The sequence below is a fragment of the Niveispirillum sp. FG156 genome (assembly GCF_057809555.1).
In genome coordinates this window covers 155,225-178,975 of the sequence record NZ_JBMDKE010000008.1, presented here as the reverse complement: position 1 = coordinate 178,975, position 23,751 = coordinate 155,225, and the positions used below count along the sequence as shown (strand labels likewise).

13 protein-coding genes are annotated in these 23,751 nt (G+C 64.0%); 5 read left to right on the top strand and 8 right to left on the bottom strand.

The genetic code is table 11. The annotated features are described in order from the left end of the window. From ACODSP_RS07180 to ACODSP_RS07165, 4 genes are all read right to left on the bottom strand, one after another. Window positions 1-994, bottom strand: a 994-nt coding sequence (locus ACODSP_RS07180; RefSeq protein WP_488964938.1) for a hypothetical protein, incomplete at its 3' end; no start/stop codon positions are given. A gap of 74 nt (window positions 995-1,068) precedes the next feature. Further along, a complete protein-coding gene (locus tag ACODSP_RS07175; RefSeq protein ID WP_488964937.1) occupies window positions 1,069-2,403 on the bottom strand; it encodes an HlyD family type I secretion periplasmic adaptor subunit in 1,335 nt (444 codons plus the stop codon). Then, window positions 2,403-4,592, bottom strand: coding sequence for a peptidase domain-containing ABC transporter (locus ACODSP_RS07170; protein WP_488964936.1), 2,190 nt, complete (start codon window positions 4,590-4,592; stop codon window positions 2,403-2,405). The genes ACODSP_RS07175 and ACODSP_RS07170 overlap by 1 nt, the downstream gene beginning before the upstream one ends. Continuing rightward, on the bottom strand, window positions 4,589-6,175 hold the full coding sequence (locus ACODSP_RS07165; RefSeq protein ID WP_488964935.1) for a peptidase domain-containing ABC transporter: 1,587 nt from the start codon (window positions 6,173-6,175) through the stop codon (window positions 4,589-4,591). Before ACODSP_RS07165 ends, ACODSP_RS07170 begins: the two co-directional genes overlap by 4 nt. A 629-nt stretch (window positions 6,176-6,804) precedes the next feature. Here ACODSP_RS07165 and ACODSP_RS07160 point away from each other — a divergent pair. After that, on the top strand, window positions 6,805-7,962 hold the full coding sequence (locus ACODSP_RS07160) for a hypothetical protein (RefSeq protein ID WP_488964934.1): 1,158 nt from the start codon (window positions 6,805-6,807) through the stop codon (window positions 7,960-7,962). 47 nt (window positions 7,963-8,009) lie between these two features. On the opposite strand, the gene ACODSP_RS07155 is transcribed toward ACODSP_RS07160, so the two are convergent. Both ACODSP_RS07155 and ACODSP_RS07150 read right to left on the bottom strand, forming a co-directional pair. Beyond that, a complete protein-coding gene (locus ACODSP_RS07155) occupies window positions 8,010-9,737 on the bottom strand; it encodes a tannase/feruloyl esterase family alpha/beta hydrolase (RefSeq protein WP_488964933.1) in 1,728 nt (575 codons plus the stop codon). Window positions 9,738-9,752: 15 nt separating this feature from the next. Next, window positions 9,753-11,954, bottom strand: coding sequence for a TonB-dependent receptor (locus ACODSP_RS07150; RefSeq protein ID WP_488964932.1), 2,202 nt, complete (start codon window positions 11,952-11,954; stop codon window positions 9,753-9,755). Window positions 11,955-12,278: 324 nt separating this feature from the next. Here ACODSP_RS07150 and ACODSP_RS07145 point away from each other — a divergent pair, with 324 nt between their 5' ends. Genes ACODSP_RS07145 through ACODSP_RS07130 form a run of 4 tightly spaced genes read left to right on the top strand, consistent with a single transcriptional unit; the run spans window position 12,279 to window position 19,479 of the window. Continuing rightward, the gene (locus tag ACODSP_RS07145; RefSeq protein WP_488964931.1) at window positions 12,279-15,116 is read left to right on the top strand and encodes a TonB-dependent receptor; all 2,838 of its coding nucleotides are present in this window, start codon (window positions 12,279-12,281) and stop codon (window positions 15,114-15,116) included. Window positions 15,117-15,175: 59 nt separating this feature from the next. Further along, window positions 15,176-16,732, top strand: a complete 1,557-nt coding sequence (locus tag ACODSP_RS07140; RefSeq protein WP_488964930.1) for an AbgT family transporter — start codon at window positions 15,176-15,178, stop codon at window positions 16,730-16,732. Continuing rightward, window positions 16,729-18,564, top strand: a complete 1,836-nt coding sequence (locus ACODSP_RS07135; RefSeq protein ID WP_488964929.1) for a CocE/NonD family hydrolase — start codon at window positions 16,729-16,731, stop codon at window positions 18,562-18,564. Before ACODSP_RS07140 ends, ACODSP_RS07135 begins: the two co-directional genes overlap by 4 nt. 15 nt (window positions 18,565-18,579) lie before the next feature. Continuing rightward, window positions 18,580-19,479, top strand: coding sequence for a LysR substrate-binding domain-containing protein (locus ACODSP_RS07130; RefSeq protein WP_488964928.1), 900 nt, complete (start codon window positions 18,580-18,582; stop codon window positions 19,477-19,479). Window positions 19,480-19,671: 192 nt separating this feature from the next. On the opposite strand, the gene ACODSP_RS07125 is transcribed toward ACODSP_RS07130, so the two are convergent. After that, window positions 19,672-21,876, bottom strand: coding sequence for a TonB-dependent receptor (locus ACODSP_RS07125; protein WP_488964927.1), 2,205 nt, complete (start codon window positions 21,874-21,876; stop codon window positions 19,672-19,674). A gap of 41 nt (window positions 21,877-21,917) precedes the next feature. After that, complete coding sequence (locus tag ACODSP_RS07120) at window positions 21,918-23,426, bottom strand: aldehyde dehydrogenase family protein (RefSeq protein ID WP_488964926.1); 1,509 nt, start codon at window positions 23,424-23,426, stop codon at window positions 21,918-21,920. Between the last annotated feature and the right edge of the window lie 325 nt (window positions 23,427-23,751).

Here is a 23,751-nt window from a genome sequence, read left to right as displayed (position 1 = left end):
CGGTCGAGCCTGTGCTGCCGGTGTTGGTTCCGGTGCCCGTCTCGGAGCCGGTCGAACCCGTGCTGCCGGTGTTGGTTCCGGTGCCCGTCTCGGAGCCGGTTGAGCCTGTGCTGCCGGTGTTGGAGCCGGTGCCCGTCTCGGTACCGGTTGAGCCAGTGCTGCCGGTATTGGCGCCGGTGCCCGTCTCGGCGCCGGTTGAGCCTGTGCTGCCGGTATTGGAGCCGGTGCCCGTCTCGGTTCCGGTTGAACCGGTGCTGCCGGTGTTGGTTCCGGTGCCCGTCTCGGGGCTGGTTGAGCCAGTGCTGCCGGTATTGGAGCCGGTACCTGTCTCGGCACCGGTTGAACCTGTGCTGCCGGTGTTGGACCCCGTACCCCTCTCGGTGCCGGTTGAACCACCGCTGCCAGTGTTGGTGCCTGTGCCCGTCGCACCCCCCGTTGTTTGTGTTGTCACGAGGCCGGGGGTGGCAAAGCTGGTGGATTCGGCGGGGGCGGCGGCGCTGCGGATGGGGGTGGAGCTGGTTTGTGCCTCGGTGGTGCCGGGCTGTGCGACGAAAGACTGGGTCGGTGTGACCACGCGGCCATTGTCGGCAAGCGAGGGGGCCGTCGCATCGGCGACCTGGGCGAAGCCACCGCCGCCGCCGACATCCACCATTCCGGCACTACCCTGATCCGCGATCACGTCCGTGCCTGTGGCCAGGGGCAGCCGGAAATCGCCGATGGTGGCGGTTCCGACCGGCGCGGCGCCGCTGCCCCCTGGTGTCACGGGGGCCAAGGAAGCAATCCCGCCGGTGAAGCTTTCACCGATCCCGCCTTCCTGCTGGCTGCCATGATGCACGGTCCCCAGATAGGCCTGGCCCTGCTGCGTCTGGCGCACGGTTTCAGCGACGGGGCGCTCCAGAGCCTTGAGGGGGCGGTCGGGGGCATCGGCGACGCTTTCCCGCACGAAGGTGGCCTTGGGGGCGGGGGTGGGCTTGTCGCCGTTGGACGGGGCCATGGGGTGTATCTCCAGCCGAGAAGAGGTGGGGCGGGGGAGCCGGAAGGGCGTTGCGCGCGGGCGCAGGGATTGGATCAGCGTTCGCGGAATGCGCCGGCGATCGTCGTGTAGACCGGCTTCAGCAGGTACTGGATCAGCGACTTTTCACCCGTGGTGATGTCGGCCTGTACCGTCATGCCGGGGACGAGCACATGGTGGAGGTCCACATTGCCGACATGGTTGGTGCCCAGCCGCACACGGGCCTGGTAGTAGGGCTGCTTCTGTTCATCCAGGAAGGTGGTGGGCGAGACGCTTTCCAGTTTGCCTTCCACACGCCCGAACCGGGTGTAGTCGAAGGCCTGGATCTTCACCTTCACCGGCTGTCCGACCTTGACGAAGCCGATATCGCGCGGGGAAATGCGCACATCGGCGACCAGTTCGTCATCCACGGGCACCAGCCGCGCCACAACGCCGCCGGGGGAGATGACGCCACCGACGGTCTTCACCGGCAGTTCTTGCACGATGCCGCGGGCCGGCGCGGTGGAGACAAGGCGTTCGACCCGATCCTCCTGACCGTCCAGCATCTTTTCAAGTTCCGCCAGCTCGGTATTGACCGCGCCCAGCTTGTCCAGCGCTTCCTGCCGAAGCCGTCCGTCCAGCTCTGTCAGGCGGGAGGCATTGCCGTTCAGGTTGCTGCGCGTGCCGGCGATGACGCCTTCCAGCCGCTGCCGCTCCGACATGGCGGCGGCGCGTTCCCGTTCCGCCTCGATCAGCAGCAGTTTGGAGTTCAGCCCCTTCTCCACGAGGTCGGCGCGCAGCGCCACCTTGCTTTCGGCAAAGCCCAGGTTGGTGTTGACGCTGGCCAGCTGCGCCTGACTGGATTGCAGAAGGGAGCGCAGCTCCTGCGCCTGATCGGCCAGGATCTTGCGCTGATTGTCCCGTGCCTCGATCTGGCTGACCAGCAATCGGGCATTCTCCGCCATCAGGTCGGGATTGTCGCTGAAGGTGGAGAAGTCGGGCTCCCGCCCGTCGGCAAAGGCGGCCAGACGTTCGGCCTGGGCCCGCAGCGCCTGCTGACGGACCAGCATCTGGTCACGGCTGGACTGGGTGGCGGCCCCCTGGAAGCGCAGCAGCGGCTGGCCAGGCTCCACCATTTCACCCTGACGGACCAGCATTTCGGCGACGATCCCGCCCTCCAGATGCTGCACGATCTGCACGGCGCCCGCAGGCACGATCTCTCCGAAGGAGACGGCGACTTCCTGCACGGGGGTCAGGGAGGCCCAGGCGATGAAGGCGGCGACGCTGACGCCGGACAACAGGATGGCGGCGCGGGTCAGGGGGCGGACGCCGGGATCTTCCACCATCTCGTCCGTGGCGAAGGGGGCCCGCATGGCGGGGGCGGGCATGGACAGGGCGTGGGCGGTGCGCATCAGATCATCCCCTTCGGAATACGGTCCCGGACCTTGTCCGCGGTGCCGAAATAGCGGGTGGTGCCGTGTTCCAGGATCAGCACCTTGTCGGCGATCCCCAGATGGCTGCGGCGGTGGGTGGCGAAGAAGACGGTTGCCTGCTGGCGCAGCGTCTCAATGGCCGACATGAAGGCGAACTCACCCTCGAAATCGAAGCCGCTGATCGGTTCGTCCAGCAGGACCAGCGGGGCGCGGCGCAGATAGGCGCGGGCCAGCGACAGGCGGGCCTGGACAGCCGTCGGCAGCGGCTTTTCATGCAGGTCGAAGCGGGTCTGAAGCCCATCCTTCAACCGGCGAACCGCCTCCAGCGCACCCGCCCGGTCCAGCGCGTCCATCAGCTCATTATCGCTGGCTGTGGGGGCAGCCAGGCGCAGATTATCGGCCAGCGTGCCCTGGAAGAATTGTGGGACCTGCGTGACAAAGGCGATGGAGCGGCGCAGTTGCACCGGATCGAACTGCCGGATGTCGCGCCCATCGATCCGGATGGAGCCGCCCTGCGGTGTGTAAAGGCCGCTGACCAGCTTCAGCAGGGTGGATTTGCCACCACCGCAGCGACCGACCACCGCCACCACTTCCCGCGGGGCCACGTCGAAGGACAGGTTCCCCAGCACCGGTTCGGACTCCCGACCATAGCGGAAGGTGACACGGTTGAAGGTGACGCGGCCTTCGATCTGTCCGCCCCGGTTGGGGCGCGCAGCCTCCGACCGTTCCGGCGAGGTGGCCATCAGCGTTTCGATCTGCTTCATGGAGGAGCGGATCTGCGTGACGCGGGCGCTGGCCGTAAAGGCGGACTGCAAGGGGCCCAGCATGCGCCAGACCAGCATCATGCAAGCGATCAATCCACCGGTGGACAGGTTGCCGGCCATCACCTGATGAATGCCGGTCAGCAGCGTGGCCAGGGCGGTGAGCGTGCCCATCATCACACTGATGGTGGCCACCGTTGCCGCCGCCTGGGAATGGTTCAGGTTGGCTGCCGCTGCTTCCCGCACCACATTGGCATAGCGCTGACGCCAGATATCCAGGTCGCCCAGGATGCGGATGGCCTTCATGCGCTCGATGATTTCCAGCGCCAGTTCCTGACGGCGCGCATTGGCGACGGCGGAGCGGGTGACGCGCTGCTGGACGATGGCATTGGCGATGACGGCCACGATGGCATAGACACCCACCGCCACCAGCGGGACAAGTCCCAGCCACCCGCCCATGGCGAAAATGGCGCCGATGAACAGGAACATGAAGGGCAGGTCCAGGCAGGCCTGTGCCAGCGGACCCGTCAGCAGGTCGCGCACCCGGTCAATGTCGCGCACGCGCGCCAATTGTGCCGCGATGGAGACACGTTCGGTCATGGAACTGGGCAGAGCCAGAAGCCGGCCCAGCACCGCATTGCCCACCAGATAGCCCAGCCGTGCACCGGCATGGGCCATGGTCCGGCTACGGGTCCGGCGGATGATCAGTTCAAGCAGGCAGGCCCCGATGGCCCCAACCCCCAGCATGACCAGCAGGTCCGGCTGATTGGCGGCAATAACCTTGTCATAGACAGACATCACGAACAGCGGGTTCGCCAGAGCAAGCGCATTGGCCAGCAGCGTCAGGAACAGGGAGACCACCACCAGCGGCATGCCTTCGGATATGCGCGCGCGCAGCCATGGCTGCTTGTCGCCACTCGCCATGCCGGATGGGGGCGCCAGGACGACAATCATGCCGGCATCCAGACCTTCCTTCCGCTCCGACCGGAACGCGCCACCGCTCTCCTGCGGCTGCAGAATGGTCAGTTGATGACCGCGCGGTTCCACCAGCAATGGCGCGCCGCTGACCGGCAGGTAGAGCAGGGGCAGGCGCCGGTCGCGCCGCGTACCGTGCAGCCGGGCCAGTGTCTTCGGGCTGAAATGCCCCCCGGCCTGTACCATGGCGCTGAACCCCAGCCGGCCCAGCACGTCACGCAGGTCGTCCGCCGGGTCGAGGCCGGGCGTAACCGGCATCGCTTCCGCTACCTGCCGGGACGTTACCGGCCAGCCCAGATGCTTCAGCAGCAGCGAAAGACCCTCAAAACAAGGGGTCATGTCGGGCGATACCGTGGCATTGGCCGTTCCGGCATTGGTGCCCCAGATGAAATCGGGGGGATGGGTTTTGGTGGCCTCCAGTGACAGGGTCATGCCTGGAACTCCTGCGTGAGGTCGAGCTTGCCATCAGCAAGGCTGTAGATGCGGTCGGCAAGTTTCAGGACTGCCGGGCGGTGGCTGATCAGGATGACCAGGCATTCGGAACGCACTTCGTTCAGCAGGGCGAAAAGGCTTCGGTCGCCGTCATCATCGACTGCTGAATTCGCATCATCGAACAGGATGATGCGGGGGCGGTTCATCAAGGCACGCGCCACGGCGATCCGTTGGGCCAGGCCACGGGGCAGCGGTTCGGTCGCGCCGTCACCTACATAGGTTGAAAAACCATGCGGCAGGGCGTGGATGAGGTCCAGAAGGCCCGCCCGTTCCGCAGCGGCCATGGCCGCCTCCTCCAGTTCGGGGCGGAACATGGTGATATTCTCGGTGATAGTGCCACGAAACAGTATTTCGTGTTGTGGGAGCAGGGCAATCGCGTGACGAAGGCTTTCCTGATCATAATCTGTCAGTTCTCGCCCATCGAGAAGAACCTTGCCCTTTGACGGCGTATAAAAGCCGGCGATAAGGGACAGAAGTGTACTCTTGCCGCTGCCATTCGCGCCGACCAAGGCCACAATCTCCCCCCGGCCAACCTCAAGGTCGATCCCGTCCAGCAGATTGTTTCCATTATCGAAACCATAGTGAATGTTCGACAGGCGCAGGCGGGGTTCGGTTGCCATGGCGTCGACCGTGCCGGTGCTACGGGCGGCCAGGGGCATGTCGTGGATCTGTGCCAGCTGCTGGCGGGCGATGGAGGCGGATTGCAGCCGCGACCAGAATTGCATGATGCTTTGCATCGGTGCCAGGGCGCGCCCGACCAGCAACATGCAGGCCGACAATCCGCCGACGGACAGGCTGCCATCCAGGACCATCAGGCTGCCGAAGCCGACCGTCGCCAGACCGGCGATCTGCACCGCGAACTGCCCCTGTTCGGCCAGATGCTGGCTGGACAGTTCGGTCGCCTGATGTTCGGTCAACCGATCTTCCTGTAAGCGTTCGTAACGGCGCAGAAGCGGCTGTTCCAGGGCCATGGCCTTGACGGATTGAATGCCGGTCAGCAGGCTGATGACAAAGCTGAGCCGCCGATCCTCAACCTGGGTGATCCGGGTCAGGGCGGCATGGGCCCGGCGCAGGGCGGTGATGCACAAGAACAGCATGCCCACCACCGGGATCGCCACCAGCGGCCCACCGATATAGAAAATCAGGGCCAGGTAGATGGCGATGAAGGGCACATCGTACAGGCTGATCATGATCTGCCCGGAGGCAAATTCGCGTAGCGTCGAAATGGAACCGAGAAATTCCATATGCGCGCCGGACGAGTGGGACTGAAAGCTCCGAAGATCGGCGGTCATCATGTGGGACACCGCGCGGATATTCTCGCGTGTTTCGAAATTGGCGCCACGCACACCGAATATACGCTGCCGCAACAGCCTTAAGGCGAAGTCCAGCACCAATGCCAGGATTACACCGATTGTCAGCGCGGACATTGTATCAAGTGCGTGATTGGGAATTACCCGATCATAAACCTGCAAGAGAGCAACAGGCATTGCCAGTGCAAGCAGATTTATGGTGATGCTAGACAAAAGTATCTATGGATCTATTTCCATTGCGACGGTATTTTTCCGCGCATTGACTGAAGGAACATGGGTCATGATCAATCCCCGCCCCGGTTTGGGATTACGGTAAGATTATTGACTCCATTTTTCCTTTTGCGCGAGCCGATAATGTTATCTTTGGGATATGTAAATCGGAGTCAAAATTTTTCTCAAATGATCACTTTTTCTTGTACTATAGAATAATATTCTTACAAAATTTGCATTTTCTTGGCATATGGACGTTAATCATTGTTAATATCGAATAATCAAAAGTATAGTATATGGGCGCTATCGTATGCATAAAATGGGGCGAGCGGCTGTTGGTTTGGCCCTTAAACGATTAATGGACCCCACAATAAATGAAAAATCCGCACACCGGCCATGGGATGGGGTGCTTACCTTTCATTCGCAGGGATTTGCCGCGTTTAGGAGGGAGGGTGATGATCGATTGCCGGGCGCGGGCTGCGTGCGCATGCCTTATCGGCAATCCCCGCCTGCCGATGCTGCTGCGGTGAGAGGCAATCGATTGCAGGATTCTGATTGCCCCCGTTAATTGTTATGCATGATAGTGAAATGACGTGGTCAGCCAGGTTGTGATTGCCGGGGGAGATGCGGTCATGATGACGCCCGAATTGCAGGAAGCGACAGGCATCCATCATTATGTTCCGACCAGCCGCGCCCTGCTGCTGGCGGATCGCCTTGAAATGTCGCTGATGGATCGGGGCTGGCCTGCCGGTCACGTCCTGGGGTCGGAGATTGACCTTGCCCGCGAACATGGTGCCACACCGCCGGCCATGCGTCAGGCGCTGCGCGTTCTGGAATGGCGCGGTCTGGGCCAGATGCGAAGGGGGGCGTCAGGCGGCCTTCTTATCCATACGCCGTCACTGGCCGTCACGGGGCGCCGGCTTATGGCCTTGCATCTGATGGCGCGCGGTGTTCCGGTGGAGGCTGTGCGTGCCGCCCGCACAACCTTGCTGCTGCACCTTCCCATCGGGCGGATTGATCTGGCGCCGGCGCGGTCCTTCGTCGTGGAGCTTTTCGGACATATCGAAAGTGCCTGGCAGGATGTGCAGGCGGCCCAGCCGTCCCACAACCGCGCCCTTCGCATCGCGCACCGCATCCTGCGTGACGGCTGGGGCGGCGGCGTTGAACTGGGGACCATCGATGACCTGATGGAGGTCCATTCCGCCTGCCGTGCCATCATCATCCAATCCCTGCGGATTTTGGAGAATTTGGGTGTGGCCATCTCTGTCCGTGGACGTACCGGCGGGTTCAAGCGGACCGATCCCACGCCGGGATCGCTGGTCCGGTCGACATTGCCGCATTTCGTGGCCCACGCCATGGATATCGAGGTCTGCAACCAGTTGATCGGCATCGTGAACGAGATCAATGCCGGTCTGGCGGCGGAACGGGAGCGGGACCCGGAGCGGCTGCGCATGCTGGCCGGTCGGCTGCAGGTGGAGGAGTTACGGCGCGGAAACGTCGCCTCGCATGTGGCGCTGCTTCGGCATGTTGCGACCAGTGCGGGGAATGAGGTGTTGCACATGCTGGTCCGCTGCCTGTGGTACTACTGGCACCACAAGGTCATGCGCAACGCAGCGCCGCCGGTGATCCTGAGCACGGCGCTGGCGGGGGAGATGATTGCCGTCACACAGCGGATTGTGGTCGGAATCCTGGCTGGCAATCCCGACGATGCCCGTTTCGCCATGGCGGAGTGCGGTGAGGTGGCCCGTGCCATCCATGGTTTCGTCAGCCGGGAGCAGGGCCATTGCTGATGCCAGAACGGCGGGGCGGTCCATTCTGAACGCCCCGCCGCTGACCATCATGGTGCCTGACAGGTAAAGTTCTCCGCCTTTTCCGCGTCCCCGGTTCCCTTGTAACGGACTGTGGTGGGATAGGTGCAGATGGGCCGCGTGCGGCCTGGCCAGGGCGACATTGGGTTGGCGGTGCCGGTCAGCCGGTCCGGGGCCTTGCCCTGCTCAACCCAGGCAACCAGGGAGGTGAAGGCATCAATCCCATCGGTTGCCGGGCCGCCGGCGCAATGACCCATGCCAGGAACGGGGAAGACACGGACCGTCTGTGCCGCCTTTCCGCCTGTGCGCTGATTGACCTCCTGCCACCAGGCGGTGGTGTCATTGACGGAAAAGACCGGATCGGAAACCCCATGGGGCACGATCATCCGCCCGCCCCGCCGCGCGAATGCATCGATATCAGGCGACCGCGCCCCGATATCGGTCCAGGCGGCACGGGTGAAAGCCCCGCCTGTCTCATAGATTTTCGCCGCATCCCGGTCGAAATCGAATGTCAGCGCATAGTCCATCAGACCTTGCAGACCCGGCGGCGGAAGAGTGGGTGGGGTGGTGAAGACCATGGCCAATGACGGGGCGCCCATCATGACATTGATGGCGGGGATGCGCCCATCGCCGGAACCCAGCTTCCAGACCCGCCACCCCATATCGGCCCAGCCGGCATCCCAGGGGAAGGACGCGTAGAGGCTTTCCCCCTTGCTGTTGCGTGCCCCCTCCTGCACCCGGATCAAGGCATCGACCTGGGTATTGCTGAGGCACCCCTCCTGCTTGTCGCCGGTACAGGTGGCCTTGCGCAGAACCGGCACCACCTTCTGCGGGGTGCAGGCGGGATAGTTTCCGATCAGCCCATCCGCCAAGCCATCATCGGCGTCGCAGGCATCCAGGACGGCACGGGTGACCAGCTTAAGGTCGCTATCGCTGAAACTGGCGGCCAGGCTGGCCGGGGTGACGGGTTTGGCGGCGACGGCGGCCAGGCTCTGCGTGTCCCAGGCCTCTGCCACTGCGGCACGGGGCAGGGACATGCCGGGGGCGGCGGCCACGATGCCGTCAAACAGGTCGGGATAGCGCTGAGCCGCCATCATCCCCTCCTGCCCGCCCTTGGAACAGCCCGCGAAATAGCTGTAACGCGGGTTGGCGGCATAGAAGGCGCCGATCAGCGTCTTCGCGGCCCCAACCGACAAAGGCAGGGAGGTGCCGCCATAATCCGCCCGCGCCTCGGGATCGAAACCAAAGGCTGGCGCGCCGCCGCGTTCCGGTGCGGCATTGATGGCGTTATCATGCCCGGAATCCTGCGACAGGACGGCATAACCTTGGGCCAGGGCCGGCGCCCCCGGTCCCGTGCGGCCCAGCGCGTCCCCCAACTCCCCGTTGGTGCCGCCGCCACCCTGCATCAGGAAACGCTGGTTCCAGGCGGCAGGCAGGCGCAGGTGGAAACGGATGGCATAGGGCTGTCCATCAACGCCCGTCCGTTCCTTCATGACGCCCACGATTTCGCAATGGGCGGGCAGTTGAGGCGGCGGCCCCGGCGGCGGGGCCATGGGGTTGGGCGGCGGCAGCTTCGCGGGTCCCGCCTCATTATAGGTGGCGGACAGGATGCGTGCACCATCGCCCCCCGTCCAGCCTGCCAGTGCGGCGCAGCGGCTGGCCGGTTCGCCTGGTGTCACCGGCGCGCCCTCCCCCCAGGCGGCCGGTGAGGCCATAAGGGCAATGGTCGCCGCCCCCATCATGAACATGCGCTGCATTTCGTTTCCTTTCCCTTAGAACCGCACAGAGGCGCGGATACCGTATTCACGCGGGGCGCCATAAAGTTCGTTATTGCCGCTTTGGCCGCTGACATAATCCTTATCGGCGAGGTTGCTGCCATAGGCCTCCAGCGTCCAGTCACCCATGGCGAGCGTAAGCTGCGCCGACAGCAGGCCGCGCGCCTTCAAGTAATCCAGCGTCGGGGTATAGAGCAGGTTGGTCCAGCGCGGCCCGACATAGGCATAGTTCAGGCGCGGGGTCAGGACCATGTCCGGCCCCACATCCATGTCGTACTGCACACCCAGATTGTAGCTCCATTTCGGGGAGAACAGATTGTCCCCCCCGCCCGCCGTCGTCAGGTAGGGCCGGAAATCAAAGCAGACGGGCGGGTTGGACGCGGTGCCGGCGGGGCATTGCGGCCCATATTGCGCCAGGGATGGCAGGGTGCGGGTATTGACCAGCGTCAGCTTGTCCAGCTTGCTGTCGACATAGGCAAGGCCGCCATCGACGGAGAAGCCGCCCGCCTTTGCCTGCACCTGCAGCTCCGCCCCCTTGATGGTGGCGTTGGCGATGTTGAACACGCCCGACTGACCGGTGGAGGTGTCGCGGGCATCGAACTGAAAGCCCTTGTAATTCATATAGAAGATGCCGGCCTGGGTGCGCAGATGCCCGTCCAGCAGGGTGGATTTCACGCCCGCCTCATAATCCCACACCGTTTCCGGCCCGAATTCCGACACGGCGGAATTCGATCCCCCCGGCTTGTAGCCGCGGGCGGCGAAGGCATAGACCATGGTGTCGTCATCGGCCTGCCAGTTCAGGCCCAGCTTGCCCGTGACGCGGCCATCCTGGTGGCCGCCCTTCAGGTCCGCAACCTGCAGCCCCGCCGGGCCGAAAATGGCGGACCCGGCACCGATCACGACACTGCCTTCCTGTTCCGCCTTGAAATGCGAATAGCGAAGACCCGCCTGAAGCTCCAGCGACGATGCCAGTTCGTAATTGCCCTGGGCGAAGACGCCGGTCGTCACCTTATCCGGATATTGGTTAATATCGGTCGGATCGACGGGCGACCCGCTGCGGGTCTGGATATCCACGTCGATCTTGTTCCGCTGGTAATACCCGCCCAGGATCCAGTCGAAGACACCGTCAGTGGGGGAGATCAGGTTGAATTCCTGGCTCCATTGCCGTTCGCGGACATACTGGTCCTGGGTCTGTGTGGCGCTTTCGCCCGCCGGGGCCGTGATGGCCGCGTCTGTGTCATAGAGATTGTTGATGCGTTTGTTGGTGAAACCGCTGACCGACCGCAGTGTCAGGCCATTGTCGAATTCCTGGCGCAGTTCCAGGCTGGCCAGCAACGCCCGCTCATGGTTCTTCGTGGGCGCGTTATAGGTCAGTTCGCGGAAATCGGCGCGGCGGTTGCCGGCAAAGGTCGTGCTGGCGATGGGGCGATAGGCATAGCCGCCCGTTTCCTTGTCGATCAGCTCGATCTTGCCCAGAGCCTGGAAACTCCCCGGCTCCCATTTCACGCCCACGCGCCCCGCCTTCTCATTCAGCCTGTCGGGCTTGTTGTTGAAGCTGCCGACATCGTCGTAATAGCTGTCGCGCTTGCGGAAATTGCCGGCCACACGCACCGCCAGCGTGTCGGACACTGGCACATTCACGGCCCCCTGGCCCGTCACCTCGTCATAGGAACCATAGCTGGCCTGGGCATAGCCTTTCACGCGGTCGGTCGATGGGCTTTGCGTATTGATGAAGATGGCGCCGCCGGTGGAGTTGGAGCCGACCAGCGTGCCCTGGGGCCCGCGCAGCACCTCCACATTCTGGATGTCGTAGAAACTGCTGGTGGTCAGGATCGGGGGCTGGAACACGCCATCGATATAGGTGGCGACACCATTCGCGACGGCGGGCGATCCGCTGGCAATGCCGATGCCGCGGATATTCACCGACTGGGTCAGGCCCTGATCGGTGATGGACAGGGAAGGGGCCGCGAATTGCAGATCGGCCAGCCGTTCCACCCCCTTATCCTCCAGCGCGTCACCCGTCAGGGCGGTCGCGGCGATGGGCACGGATTGCAGGTTTTCCGACCGGCGCTGTGCCGTCACCACAATCTCTTCCAGCCCATCGAAGGAAGCGGGGTCGGCGGGGGCCTGCGCCCCGGCGGCGGTCGTCAGGACTGTACAGGCCGCGACGGCAACGGTCGCGAGCAGTTTCGACTTCATGGTGTTAAACCTCCCCTTTTTTGCGAAGGCGCGCACGGATTTCGTGTCTGCCACCCCCGGCGTTTATTTTGTTATGAGACATTCCAATTCGGTCGGAAAAAAGCTACCGAATTAAATGCGTGGGGCGATTGCTGCGGTCCCGACAGCCGGACGCCTTTACCATCATGCGAACACAGGATGCTGGCCATATCAATTTTTTATGGCCTGATAAAAAATGACCATCACATTGCATGCATTTAGACTTGGCCGATAACCTGCCCTCCGAAACAACGAAATGGCGGTGCTGCGCGAATGGCGCCGCCCATGGACAGAAGGGGACCGGTGATGAGCCTTGAACGTGCGAAGATTGCGAAACTGACCCTGGCGGCCCTGTTGCTGACCGGCGTGGCGCCCCAGGCAATGGCGCAGGGCAGCACCGACGACGCCGGCATCCTGGAAGAGATCGTGGTCACCGGTTCGCGCATCGCCCGCCGTGATGCGACGGCGGTGGGGCCCATCACCACCATGACGGCGGAAGATATGGTCTATGCCGCCCCCACCTCTGTCGGTGACCTGCTGCAAAGCCTGCCCAGCGTCGGTGTCTCGCTGAATTCCAACGGCACCCAGGGGACATCCTTCGGCGTCAGTTCCATCAATCTGCGCTATCTGGGCAGTGCGGAAGGCAGCGGCAACCGCACCCTGGTGCTGGTGGATGGTCACCGCTGGGTCAACGCTGTCGGTGGGCGCGGCTTCCGCGACTTCGTGGATCTGAACACCATCCCGTTGGGCATCATCGACCGGATCGAGGTGCTGAAGGACGGTGCCTCGGCCATCTATGGCGCGGATGCCATCGCCGGTGTGGTGAATATCCATACCAAGCGCAAGGTGGAGGGCATTGAGGCCAATATGCGCGCCGGCATCACCGAGCGCGGGGATAATGAGAATGTCAGCGCCTATGTGAATGCCGGTCACGGGTTTGACCGGGGCCATGTGCTGCTGTCCGCCAGCTACACGAAATCCGAACCGATCCTGACCAGCGATCGCAAGATTACACGCCGTGCGCTGGCCCCGCTGACCGCCGCGCCGACCAGTCCGCGCGGCCTGTTCGTGCTGCCGGGTCTGGCCAATAACAGCTATTTCGGCACCCCCGCCGCCTTCGCCAACAATGCCGCCAATGCCATCACCCTGATCCCCGGCACCAGCAGCATCGGGGCCGGGCCGGCGGCTGATGGCAGCTTTCGCGTCGCCACGCTGGCTGCCGATGATTACAACACCATGACCCAGGGCATCTATGCCACGGGTCCGGCGGAACGCGCGGGCCTGTTCGGGCGCCTGACCTATGACCTGACGGACAGCGTCACGGGCAAGGTGGAGGCGCTGTACAATAACCGCAAATCCAGCCAGCGTTTCTCGCCCTTCCCCCTGGATATCCGCGGTTCCAACGGTTTCAGCATTTCCCGCGATCAGGCCTTCAACCCGTTCGGCACGGCCAATGGCGTGCCCACCGCCAATGCCTTGGCCTTTTCCGGCTCCACCTTCCGCATCCAGCGGGTGCCGCTGGAGGTGGGCAACCGCGACAATATCCAGGAAGTGGATACCTATCGTCTGGCCGGCAGCCTGGAGGGCAAGTTCGATCTGGCCGGTGAATGGCGCTGGGACGCGTTTGCATCCTATGCCAAGAACAAGGCGTCGTTCGATGCGGTCAACCAGATCAATCTGGAAAATGTCTACCGCTCGCTCGCCTCTCCCGCCATTTGTGCGGCGGCGGCTGGATGCGTGCCGCTGAACATCTTTGGCGCCATCACGCCGCAGATGGCGGACTATATCCGCTACAACGCGCATGATGAAAACGGCGCCAGCCAGGTCGATCTGGCCGTCAATGTCTCCCGCGAACTGTGGGAACTGCCCGCTGGCCCGCTGGGTTTCGCGGCGGGGTATGAATACCGCAAGGAAAAGGCCTACGATCTGCCCGACGCCTTCGCGGCCAGCCTGTCGACCGTCCTGCCCCTGGTGTCGGGTGCGCGGCAGTCCCCGACCACGGCGCAGTCGCGCGACCCCACGCGCGGTTCCTATGACCTGCATGAGGTGTATGGTGAGGTGAATGTGCCGCTTCTGGCCGATCTGCCGGGCGCCTATCGCCTGGATGTCGATGCCGCCATCCGCTACTCCGACTATTCCACAGTGGGTGGTAAGGCGACGACGAAGTTCGGCGTCTCCTATCGCCCGGTGGAGGATCTGCTGGTCCGCTCCACCTATTCCCAGGGCTTCCGCGCGCCCTCCATCCTGGAACTGTACCAGGGCCAGCGCCAGACGAATTTCCAGGGCGTCGATCCCTGCAATGGCGGCGGGGCGGGCAAGACCGGCTGTACCGGCGTTCCCACCGCCTATAACCAGAACCAATTCAATGGCGGCCTGATCGCCGGCATCACGGCGGGCAACCAGAACCTGAAGCCGGAAACGGCGGATACCTATAGCGCCGGTCTGGCCATCACCCCGTCCGGCCTGCCGGGCCTGACCCTGACCGCCGACTGGTTTGAGATCAAGGTGAAGGACGCCATCGCGTCCCAGACCGCCACGCAGATCCTGATCGCCTGTGCTAATACCGGTGTGTTCTGCAATCTGGTGGCCCGCGCCGCCAGTGGTGAGGTCACCCGCCTGACCCAGGCCGTGGTCAACCTGTCCCGGATCGAGGTGGAAGGCATCGACGCTACCGCCCGCTATGAATTCACCACCGATGTCGGTGATTTCGAGGTTGCGGTCGATGTCTCCTATCTGGAGAAGTACCGCACATTCGTGCCGCAGCCCGATGGCAGCGTCGCCGTGGATGACCGGGCCGGCAAGGGCGATCAGCCGCGTTCCACCTTCCCCCGCTGGAAGGGGCAGGCATCGGCCCGGTACAAGGTGGACAGCATCGATCTGGGCTGGAAGGCCCGCTATATCGGCTCCTCCACCGATGTCGCCGGCAATGCCATCAATGGCGGACGGACCAAGAGCATCACCTATCAGGATCTGCAATTGGGCTACACCATCCCCGACAGCGACACGCGCGTGGCCTTGGGCGTCGACAATGTGCTGGACCGGCAGCCGCCCTTGTCCGCCGCCAATAATCCCATCAATTTCGACATGTACACCTATGACATAAGGGGCCGGTACTTCTATGCCAACCTGTCGACCAAGTTCTGACATGCTGCCTGGGCGGGCGGGCCGCTGTGCCCGTCCGCCGGATGTCTGAAGGTTCCATCATGCAGTCCATGCGCAAAGATGACCGTCCCGGTTGGTTGGACCGGGTTGAACGCTGGGGCAATGCCTTGCCCGACCCGGTGTTCATCTTCCTGGGCTTCATCCTGCTGGTCATTGCCCTGTCGGTGCTGGCCGCCAGCGTCGGGTGGAGTGCCGTCAACCCGGTCAGCGGCAAGCTTTTGCAGGTTGAAAGCCTGCTGACCGAGGCGAACCTGCGCCGGCTGCTGGTCGGCATGCCGACGACGCTGACGGGCTTTCCGCCATTGGGTCTGGTGCTGGTGGTCATGCTGGGCGCGGCGGTGGCCGAACGGTCGGGCCTGTTCACGGCCCTGCTGTCCGGGTCCATCGGCAAGGTACCGCGCTGGGCCCTGACACCGTCGGTATTCATCATCGGCCTCTTGTCCCATCACGCGTCGGATGCCGCCTATGTCGTGTTCATCCCCCTGGCGGCTCTGATCTATGCCGAGGCGGGGCGCCATCCCATGGCCGGTATCGCCACGGCGTTCGCTGCCATTTCCGGTGGCTTTGCCGGCAATGTGGTGCCGGGACAGGTGGATGTGCTGCTGCTGGGCATCACGGAGGCGGCGGCCCGCCTGATCGATCCGAAATTCACCATGAACCCGCTGGGCAACTGGTGGTTCAGCATCGGCATCTGCCTGACCTTCGCGCCCGTTGCCTGGTTCATCACCGACCGGATCGTGGAACCGCGCCTGGGCCCCTGGCGGCCCGATGCCGAAGCCGCCGCCCTGGTCGTGCCCCATGAGGGTCTTACCAAGATGCAGCGGCGCGGGCTGGCCCATGCCGGGCTGGCGGCACTGGCCGTGATCGGCCTGTTCGCGGCCTTCACCTTCTGGCCCGGCTTCACCCCGCTGCTGGACCGCGCGGCAGAGGGGCCGCAGCGGACCACCCCCTTCTACCGCGCCCTGATCGGCGGTTTCATGTTGCTGTTCCTGGCCTGCGGCTGGGCCTATGGCCGGGCCGTGGGGACGGTGAAATCGCATCGCGACATCGTCGCCATGATGGGCCACGGCATGAAGACCATGGCTCCCTATCTGGTGATCGTCTTCTTTGCCGCCCATTTCGTGGCCCTGTTCAACTGGTCCAACCTGGGTCCCGTCATCGCCATCAAGGGGGCAGAGGCGCTGCGGACGCTGGACATTCCCCGGCCCCTGCTGCTGGTCAGCCTGCTGCTGATGTCGTCAGGTTTCGACCTGTTCATCGGGTCGGCATCCGCGAAATGGAGCGCCATGGCGCCCGTGGTGGTGCCCATGCTGATGCTGCTGGGCATTTCGCCGGAAATGACCACCGCCGCCTATCGCATGGGGGATAGCGTCACCAATATCCTGACGCCCTTGATGTCCAACTTCCCCCTGGTGCTGGTCATCTGTCAGCGCTGGAACAAGGGGGCGGGCGTCGGCTCGGTCCTGGCCCTGATGCTGCCCTATGGTCTGGCCTTCCTGGGGGCGGGGTGCCTGCTGGTGATGGGCTGGGTCGCCCTTGAACTGCCGGTCGGGCCGGGTGCCGCCGTTGCCTATCATCTGCCCGTGGTGTCGCCATGACCATGATCATTCTGCGCGATGTGATGGTGGCGATGCGGGATGGTGTCCGGCTGGCGACCGACATCTACCTGTCGGGACCCGGTGCCTGGCCCGTCATTCTGGAACGCACCCCCTATAACAAGCGCGGCACCAACCATGCCGACCGCAGCCTGGCAGAGCCGGCCCCCCGGTCCAAACCCGATATCGCGGCGGAATTCGCCGCCGCCGGCTATGCCTATATCCTGCAGGATTGCCGGGGACGGTTCGGATCGGAGGGGGAGTTCACGAAATATGTGAACGAGGCCGAAGACGGCATCGACATGCTGGACTGGTTGCGGGGTCAGCCCTGGTGCGATGGCCGCATCGGTACGCTAGGCCTGTCCTACAGCGCCCACACCCAGGCGGCGATGGCCAGCCTGGGCGCGCCGGGCGTTGGTGCCATGATCATGGATAGCGGTGGTTTCGCCAGCGCCTATCACAGCGGCATCCGCCAGGGCGGCGCCTATGAGCTTAAGCAACTGACCTGGGCCGTCAAACATGCGGCCCTGTCCCCCCGCACGGCGGCGGACCCGGACCGGAAGGCGGCGCTGGCGGCACAGAACATCCGGCATTGGATGGCGATCAATCCCTGGCGCACCGGCCATTCCCCGGTCAGTGCTGCCCCTGAATATGAGGATTATATCGTCCGGCAATGGGCAGATGAATGTTTCAATAGCGGCTGGCAGCGACCGGGCCTCTATGCGTGCGGCTATTATGATGTCTTTCCCGATGTGCCGATGCTGCATGTCTGTTCCTGGTACGACCCCTATGCTCTGTCCACGCCGCAGAATTTCCAGGGCTTGACGGGCGGGGGGCGGCAGGCGCCGGGCCGGCTGATCATGGGCCCCTGGACGCATGGACAACGGTCCGTCACCCATGCGGGGGAGGTGGATTTCGGCCCGGCGGCGACCCTGGACGGCAATCTGGCCCCCGATTACACGGCCCTGCGCCGGGCATTCCTGGATCACCATCTGCTGCGTCGCGCCGATGTGCCCGACCCGCTGCCCCAACCGGTCAGCCTGTTCATCATGGGCGGTGGCCCCGGCGGGCGGAACGGGGAGAGGCGGTGGCGCCATGGCGGTCACTGGCGATCCTTCGCCGCTTGGCCGCCGGCGCAGGTGCGCTCAACCGCCTTCCACCTGTTGCCCGATGGCACCTTGTCGGAAAGGCCCGGTACACCGGGTACCCGTTCCTGGGACCATGACCCACACAATCCAGTCCCCAGCATCGGCGGGGCGGTGGCCAGCGGTGGTGCCATCATCCCCGCAGGTGCCTATGATCAGCGGGAGCGTGAGGGCTGGATGGCCTGCCCACAGCCGGGCCGGGCGCTGGCCGACCGGCCCGATGTCGTGGTTTTCCGCACGCCGGCCCTGGAAAGGGACGTGACGGTCGCCGGCCCGATCAGGGCGCGTCTCTACCTGTCGTCCAGCGCGGTTGATACCGACATCGTGGTAAAGTTGGTGGATGAGTATCCGGCGGGCGCGGACGGCACGCCTGGCTTTGCCATGAACCTGTGCCATGGCATCATCCGGGCGCGGTTCCGTGACGGGTTTGAACAGCCGCGCCTGATGCTGCCGGGACAGGTCTATGCGTTCGAGATTGAGATGTTTCCCACCGCCAACCGGTTCCAGGCCGGCCATCATATCCGGCTGGATGTGGCCAGCAGCCATTTCCCGCATTTCGATGTCAATCCCGGCACCGGTGCGCCGGCGGGGCAGGACCCCGGCATTCCCGTCATCGCGCGCAACAGCCTGCATATGGGGCCGCTGCACCCGTCCCATATCGTCCTTCCCATCCTGCCCGACGATACCTGAGAAGGGCGGGCGGGCATGAGCAATGATGGCCCCGATTTCGGCCTACGGGCGCTGCGTGCCTTTCATGCCATCGTGAAGACGGGATCGGTGACGGCGGCGGCGGCCGACATGGGCCTGACCCAGCCCGCCGTCAGTCGCCTGCTGGCGCAGTTCGAACAGACCATCGGCTTCGACCTGTTCTACCGTGACAAGGGGCGGCTGGTGCCGACGCCGGACGGGTTGTTGCTGTTTGATGAGGTGGATCTGGCGCTGGGCAATGTCGAACGGGTACGCGCCCTGGTGCGTGACATCGCCGATTTCCGTGTGGGTCAACTGCGTCTGGTCGCCCCGCCCAGCTTTGCTGAAGGGGTGCTGCCCGACATTATCGACCGGTTCCTGACCCGCTTTCCCAAGGTCCACCTGACCATCGACAGCCGTACTGTGGAAACGGCCAAGACCCTGATCGCCACCCGCGCCGTCGATGGCGGCTTCCTGAAACTGCCCCTGGATCGGCCCGACCTGACCTCCGTCCCGGTGATCAGCAGCGGCACCGTCTGTGTGCTGCCCGCCGACCACCCGCTGGCGGCGCGCGCCTGGCTGGACCCCAAAACGCTGAAGGGCGTGCCGCTGGTCCTGTTGGGCCTGGGCCGGCTGTCGCGTGCCCATATCGATGCGGCTTTTGCGCGGGCCGGTGTGCGGTCGGAGGTGCGGGTGGAAACACACACCATCGGTTCCGCCTGCGCCCTGGCTGCGCGCGGTATCGGCATTTCCATCGTGAATGAGATGCTGGCCCGATCCTATCTGGGCGACCGGCTGGTGGTGCGGCCCTTTCGCCCTGACCTGCGCCACGACTATGCCTTCGTGACCTCATCCCTGGTGACGCCGTCCCGTCTGGCGCAGGAATTTCTGCTGGAGGTGCAGCGATCCCTGGCCTGATAAAGACCACCTCATGAAAAAGCCCGCTCCGATCCGGAGCGGGCTTGTCTTTGTACCGGCGGCCTTTAATCCCGACTCATCGGGATTAAAGGCTTCGGCGGCATGAGCCGCCGCCGCGCCAGACGGCGCGGATACTAACGGTCAAGAACTTTGACCGTTAGTATTACCTGCGAATGTAAGCGCCGACCGGGGTCAGAACTTGTACCCCGCCGTCAGCGTCCAGGTGCGCGGTTCCGCCACCGCGATGGCGGCGTTGCTGGGGGCGGTGGTGAAGTAGCTTTCGTTGGTCAGGTTCTTGCCCGCCAGCGTCAGGCTCCAGCTGTCATTGTCCGACACCAGGGCGACGGCGCCATTGACCAGACCCACCGTTTCCGTCTGGATCAGGTTGGCGACCGTGGAATAATAATCATCCTGATACTGGTAGCTGGCGGACAGCCGCACCCGCGCCTGATCCTGCCAGAAGGCCGGGGTTTCATAGGTGAAGCCGGTCTGAATGCTCCAGGGCGACACCAGGGGCAGATGCTTGGCGCCCGAGGTTGCGCTGTCGGACAGCGGGTTCTTGGACTTGTACTTGTCGTCCATCAGACCCAGATTGGCGAACAGGTCCAGCCCTTCTGCTGCCTTCAGGGTCAGTTCCAGTTCCACGCCATCGACGCGGGCATTGCCGATATTCTTGATGGCATAGGAACCGGCGGCGACCTGTTCGGTCTGCTGCAGATCGGACAGGTCGTTGCGATAGACGGACAGGTTGGCGCGCATGCGCCCGTCCAGCGCCGTCACCTTCAACCCGCCCTCATAGGCCCAGACGGTCTGCGGATCATAGACGGTGCCGAACACCACCGGGTTGGCGACGGCCAGCCCGTTGAAGCCGCCAGCCTTGAACCCGCGCGAGACGGTGGCATAGGCGAAGACATCGTCGGTGATCTTGTAGTCAGCGCCGACCTTGGGCGACCAGGAGCTGAATTTCGGCTCCCGCTTCACGGGCACCAGGGCGATGGCCGGGCCGGGCGCGAAGGGCAGGTAGTTCTGGATCGTGCCATCCAGCTTCTTCTTGTCCTCAGTATAGCGCAGGCCGCCGGTCACAGACAGGCGGTCATCCACCTGATAGGTGCCCTGGACGAAGGCGGCGTAGCTGTCGGTGGTGGTGTCGATGGTCTGCGGCAGGACGGGCATGGTGAAGAACTGGCCCAGCACCAGCTGGTCCTTCAGCACCTGATGGCTTTCCTCTCGGAAGTAATAGAGGCCGGTGATCCAGTTCAGCTTGCCGTCCAGCCCATCACCCTGGAACTGGATTTCCTGGCTGTACTGGTCGGTGCTGCCGCGCCCGTCGCGGACCAGACCATTGGGCCGATAGCTGCCGTCGGGATTGCGGATGCCACCCGACAGGTCGAAGACGAAGCCGTCCTGCGTGCCGACAAAGGCGGAGATTGACCGCACCGTCACATCGCCCCATTCCGCGCTGATATCCAGCGATACCGCCGTCTGGTCGGTGTAACCGTCCGGGTCGGTGGTCGACAGGCTGACAAAGCGCGAACCGGCGCGCGGGATGGCGTCGGTGGTGGAAACGGCGTTGGCGGCCAGGGTGGGATAGGTGCCGGCGAAGGTGACGGGGATCAGGTTGGCCGGGCCGTCATTGCGGTCCTTGGTGTGGGTAACCGACAGGGTCGCCTTCAGCCCCTCACGACCATAGAAATGCAGCTTGCCGCGCAGGGCCAGGTTCTCCTGCCCGAACACATCCTTGTTCAGGGCCTCGTTATGCACATAGCCATCCTGGTCACGGTACAGGACGGACAGGGACGCACCCAGCGCATCCTCGATCACGTCGCCGCCCCAGGAGGCGGAACCATAGACCATGTCCTGCGACCCGATGCCGCCCTGCACCTCCGCCCATTCATCCTCGCCCGGCGTGCGGGTGACGATCTTGATGGCGCCGGAGAAGGAATTGCGGCCATAGAGCGTGCCCTGCGGCCCACGCAGAACTTCGACCCGCTGAATATCGGCCAGTTCCATGTTCGACCCGGCCAGACGCCCGCGATAGACATCATCGACATAGAAGGCGACGGCTGATTCGGAGGTGACGAGGCCGCCCGACTGCTCGGTACCACCGCGCAGGCCGACCTGCAGGGTGGAACGGCTGGCCGTGACGGGCATCATGATCAGGCTGGGCACGATTGCGGCCAGATCCTCGGCACTGCTGATATTCTGTTCGGCCAGGGCGTCGGCGGTCAGGGCGGTGACGGCGACGGGCGTGGTCTGGAGCGAGGTTTCGCGGCGCTGCGCCGTGACAATGATCTCTTCCAGAACCAAAGTATCGCTCTGCGCCAGGGCCGGCAGAGCGGTGGCGGCGATGGTGGTGGCCAGAAGCAGGGAACGGCCGAAATTGCGGGTACGGTACATCAGGTGTCTATCCTTGGTCGAAAGGTCACTATACCGGCAGGTCACAGAACCATGCATACGGTTTTGATTTCCAAGTAATTTTCGATGGCCCCGGCCCCGCTTTCGCGGCCCCAGCCGGACTGTTTGAAGCCGCCGATGGGCAACGCCACATCCCAGAAGGAATGGCAATTCACCCAGACCGTGCCGGCGCAGATGTCCGACGACAGGCGATGCGCCGCCGACAGATCCTGGGTCCAGACGCTGGCGGCCAGGCCGAACTCGGTGTCGTTGGCGGCTTTCACAACCTCTGCCACATCATCGAACGGGGCGGCGACCACCACGGGGCCGAACACTTCCTCACAGACGATGGCGGATTTGGGATCGGCATTGATGATCACGGTCGGTTCGATGAAGGTGCCTGCCGGCCCCTTCTGCCCGCCGCCGGTCACCAGGGTGGCGCCATCGGCCACGGCCTGATCGATATAGGCCTTCACGCGGTCGGCCTGCCGCTTGCTGACCAGCGGACCCATCTGCGTATCCGGGGACAGGCCATGGCCCAGGCGGATATTGCGGGCGATCTCCGCCACGCCGGCCACCACCTTGTCGAAGATCGACCGGTGGGCATAAAGGCGCGAACCAGCCACGCAGACCTGTCCGCCATTGAAGAAGATGGCGTTGGCGGCCCCGGCAATGGCGGCGTCCAGATCGGCATCCGGCATGATCACGACCGGCGACTTGCCACCCAGCTCCAGCGTGACCTTCTTCAGATTGCCCTTCGCCCCGTCCAGGATGGCACGGCCCGTCTGGGTGGAGCCGGTGAAGGCCACCTTGTCGACTTGCCTGTGCGCGGCCAGCGCTGCCCCAACGACGGAGCCCAGACCGGTCACGACATTGACCACACCCGCCGGCACACCGGCCTCAACCAGCAGTTCAGCCAGACGCAGCGCGGTCAGCGAGGTTTCCTCCGCCGGCTTCAACACGACCGTACAGCCGGCGGCCAGCGCCGGGGCCAGCTTCATGGCATGCATGATCAGTGGGGAGTTCCAAGGCGTGATGGCGGCCACCACGCCCACCGGTTCCTTGGTGGTGAAGGCCGCGACCCGCTTGCCCGCCGGCTGATAATTGATGCTGGACGGGATCGTGTCGCCCGTCACCTTGGTGCACAGGCCGGCGAAGAAGCGGAACTGTTCGGCGGCCATGGGGATTTCGGCCCAGCGCCCGACATACAGCGCCTTGCCCTGGTCCAGCGTTTCCAGTTCCGACAATTCGTCGATATGGGCATCGATCAGATCGGCAATGCGCCACAGCAGCCGGGCGCGCAGGGCCGGCGTCATCGACCGCCATTCGCCATCATCAAAGGCCTTGCGCGCCGCGGCGACGGCGCGGTCCACATCAACTGCATCGGCGGCGGCGATCTCCGCCAGAACCTCACCGGTGGCCGGATTGATGGTGGGCAGCGTGCGCCCCGCCGCCGGGTCCACCCATTGCCCGCCGATCAGCAGCTGATGGCGCGGCTTCTTCAGCCATTCGCGGACAGTTTCCTGTGCCGGCGCAATGTTTTCGATCTGCATATCCCGTAACTCCCAGGTTCCGTCACAGCTGCCATGGCCGGTGCTGTCGTTCTGGGAGGTAATTGTGGGCAAGGAAACGCAGTGTGGCAGGTTCAATCTCTCCTTTATCCGCTGTGTGGCGATAAATGTAATTGTGATCTGTTCTGTGCAAAGCCTGCGACAAATTTGCTCATCCATTATCCATTAGTCATCTGACCACGTAGCGGACAGCCGGTGCCGCTATTCTGGTGTCCGTTTCTTTCCATGGCAGGCTTGAGGAAACTTCAACAACCGAATGATTGGCGTTGCCGTTATTCCTGCAAGAGGGAAGTTCATGTCTAAAAAC

What these genes read in the sequence shown, in the direction of transcription:
- ACODSP_RS07160 (WP_488964934.1), top strand. Translation starts at nt 6,805, where the DNA reads ATGATGACGCCCGAATTGCAGGAAGCGACAGGCATCCATCATTATGTT.
- ACODSP_RS07150 (WP_488964932.1), bottom strand. Translation starts at nt 11,954, where the DNA reads ATGAAGTCGAAACTGCTCGCGACCGTTGCCGTCGCGGCCTGTACAGTC.
- ACODSP_RS07175 (WP_488964937.1), bottom strand. Translation starts at nt 2,403, where the DNA reads ATGCGCACCGCCCACGCCCTGTCCATGCCCGCCCCCGCCATGCGGGCC.
- ACODSP_RS07170 (WP_488964936.1), bottom strand. Translation starts at nt 4,592, where the DNA reads ATGACCCTGTCACTGGAGGCCACCAAAACCCATCCCCCCGATTTCATC.
- ACODSP_RS07125 (WP_488964927.1), bottom strand. Translation starts at nt 21,876, where the DNA reads ATGTACCGTACCCGCAATTTCGGCCGTTCCCTGCTTCTGGCCACCACC.
- ACODSP_RS07145 (WP_488964931.1), top strand. Translation starts at nt 12,279, where the DNA reads ATGAGCCTTGAACGTGCGAAGATTGCGAAACTGACCCTGGCGGCCCTG.
- ACODSP_RS07155 (WP_488964933.1), bottom strand. Translation starts at nt 9,737, where the DNA reads ATGCAGCGCATGTTCATGATGGGGGCGGCGACCATTGCCCTTATGGCC.
- ACODSP_RS07140 (WP_488964930.1), top strand. Translation starts at nt 15,176, where the DNA reads ATGCAGTCCATGCGCAAAGATGACCGTCCCGGTTGGTTGGACCGGGTT.
- ACODSP_RS07120 (WP_488964926.1), bottom strand. Translation starts at nt 23,426, where the DNA reads ATGCAGATCGAAAACATTGCGCCGGCACAGGAAACTGTCCGCGAATGG.
- ACODSP_RS07135 (WP_488964929.1), top strand. Translation starts at nt 16,729, where the DNA reads ATGACCATGATCATTCTGCGCGATGTGATGGTGGCGATGCGGGATGGT.
- ACODSP_RS07130 (WP_488964928.1), top strand. Translation starts at nt 18,580, where the DNA reads ATGAGCAATGATGGCCCCGATTTCGGCCTACGGGCGCTGCGTGCCTTT.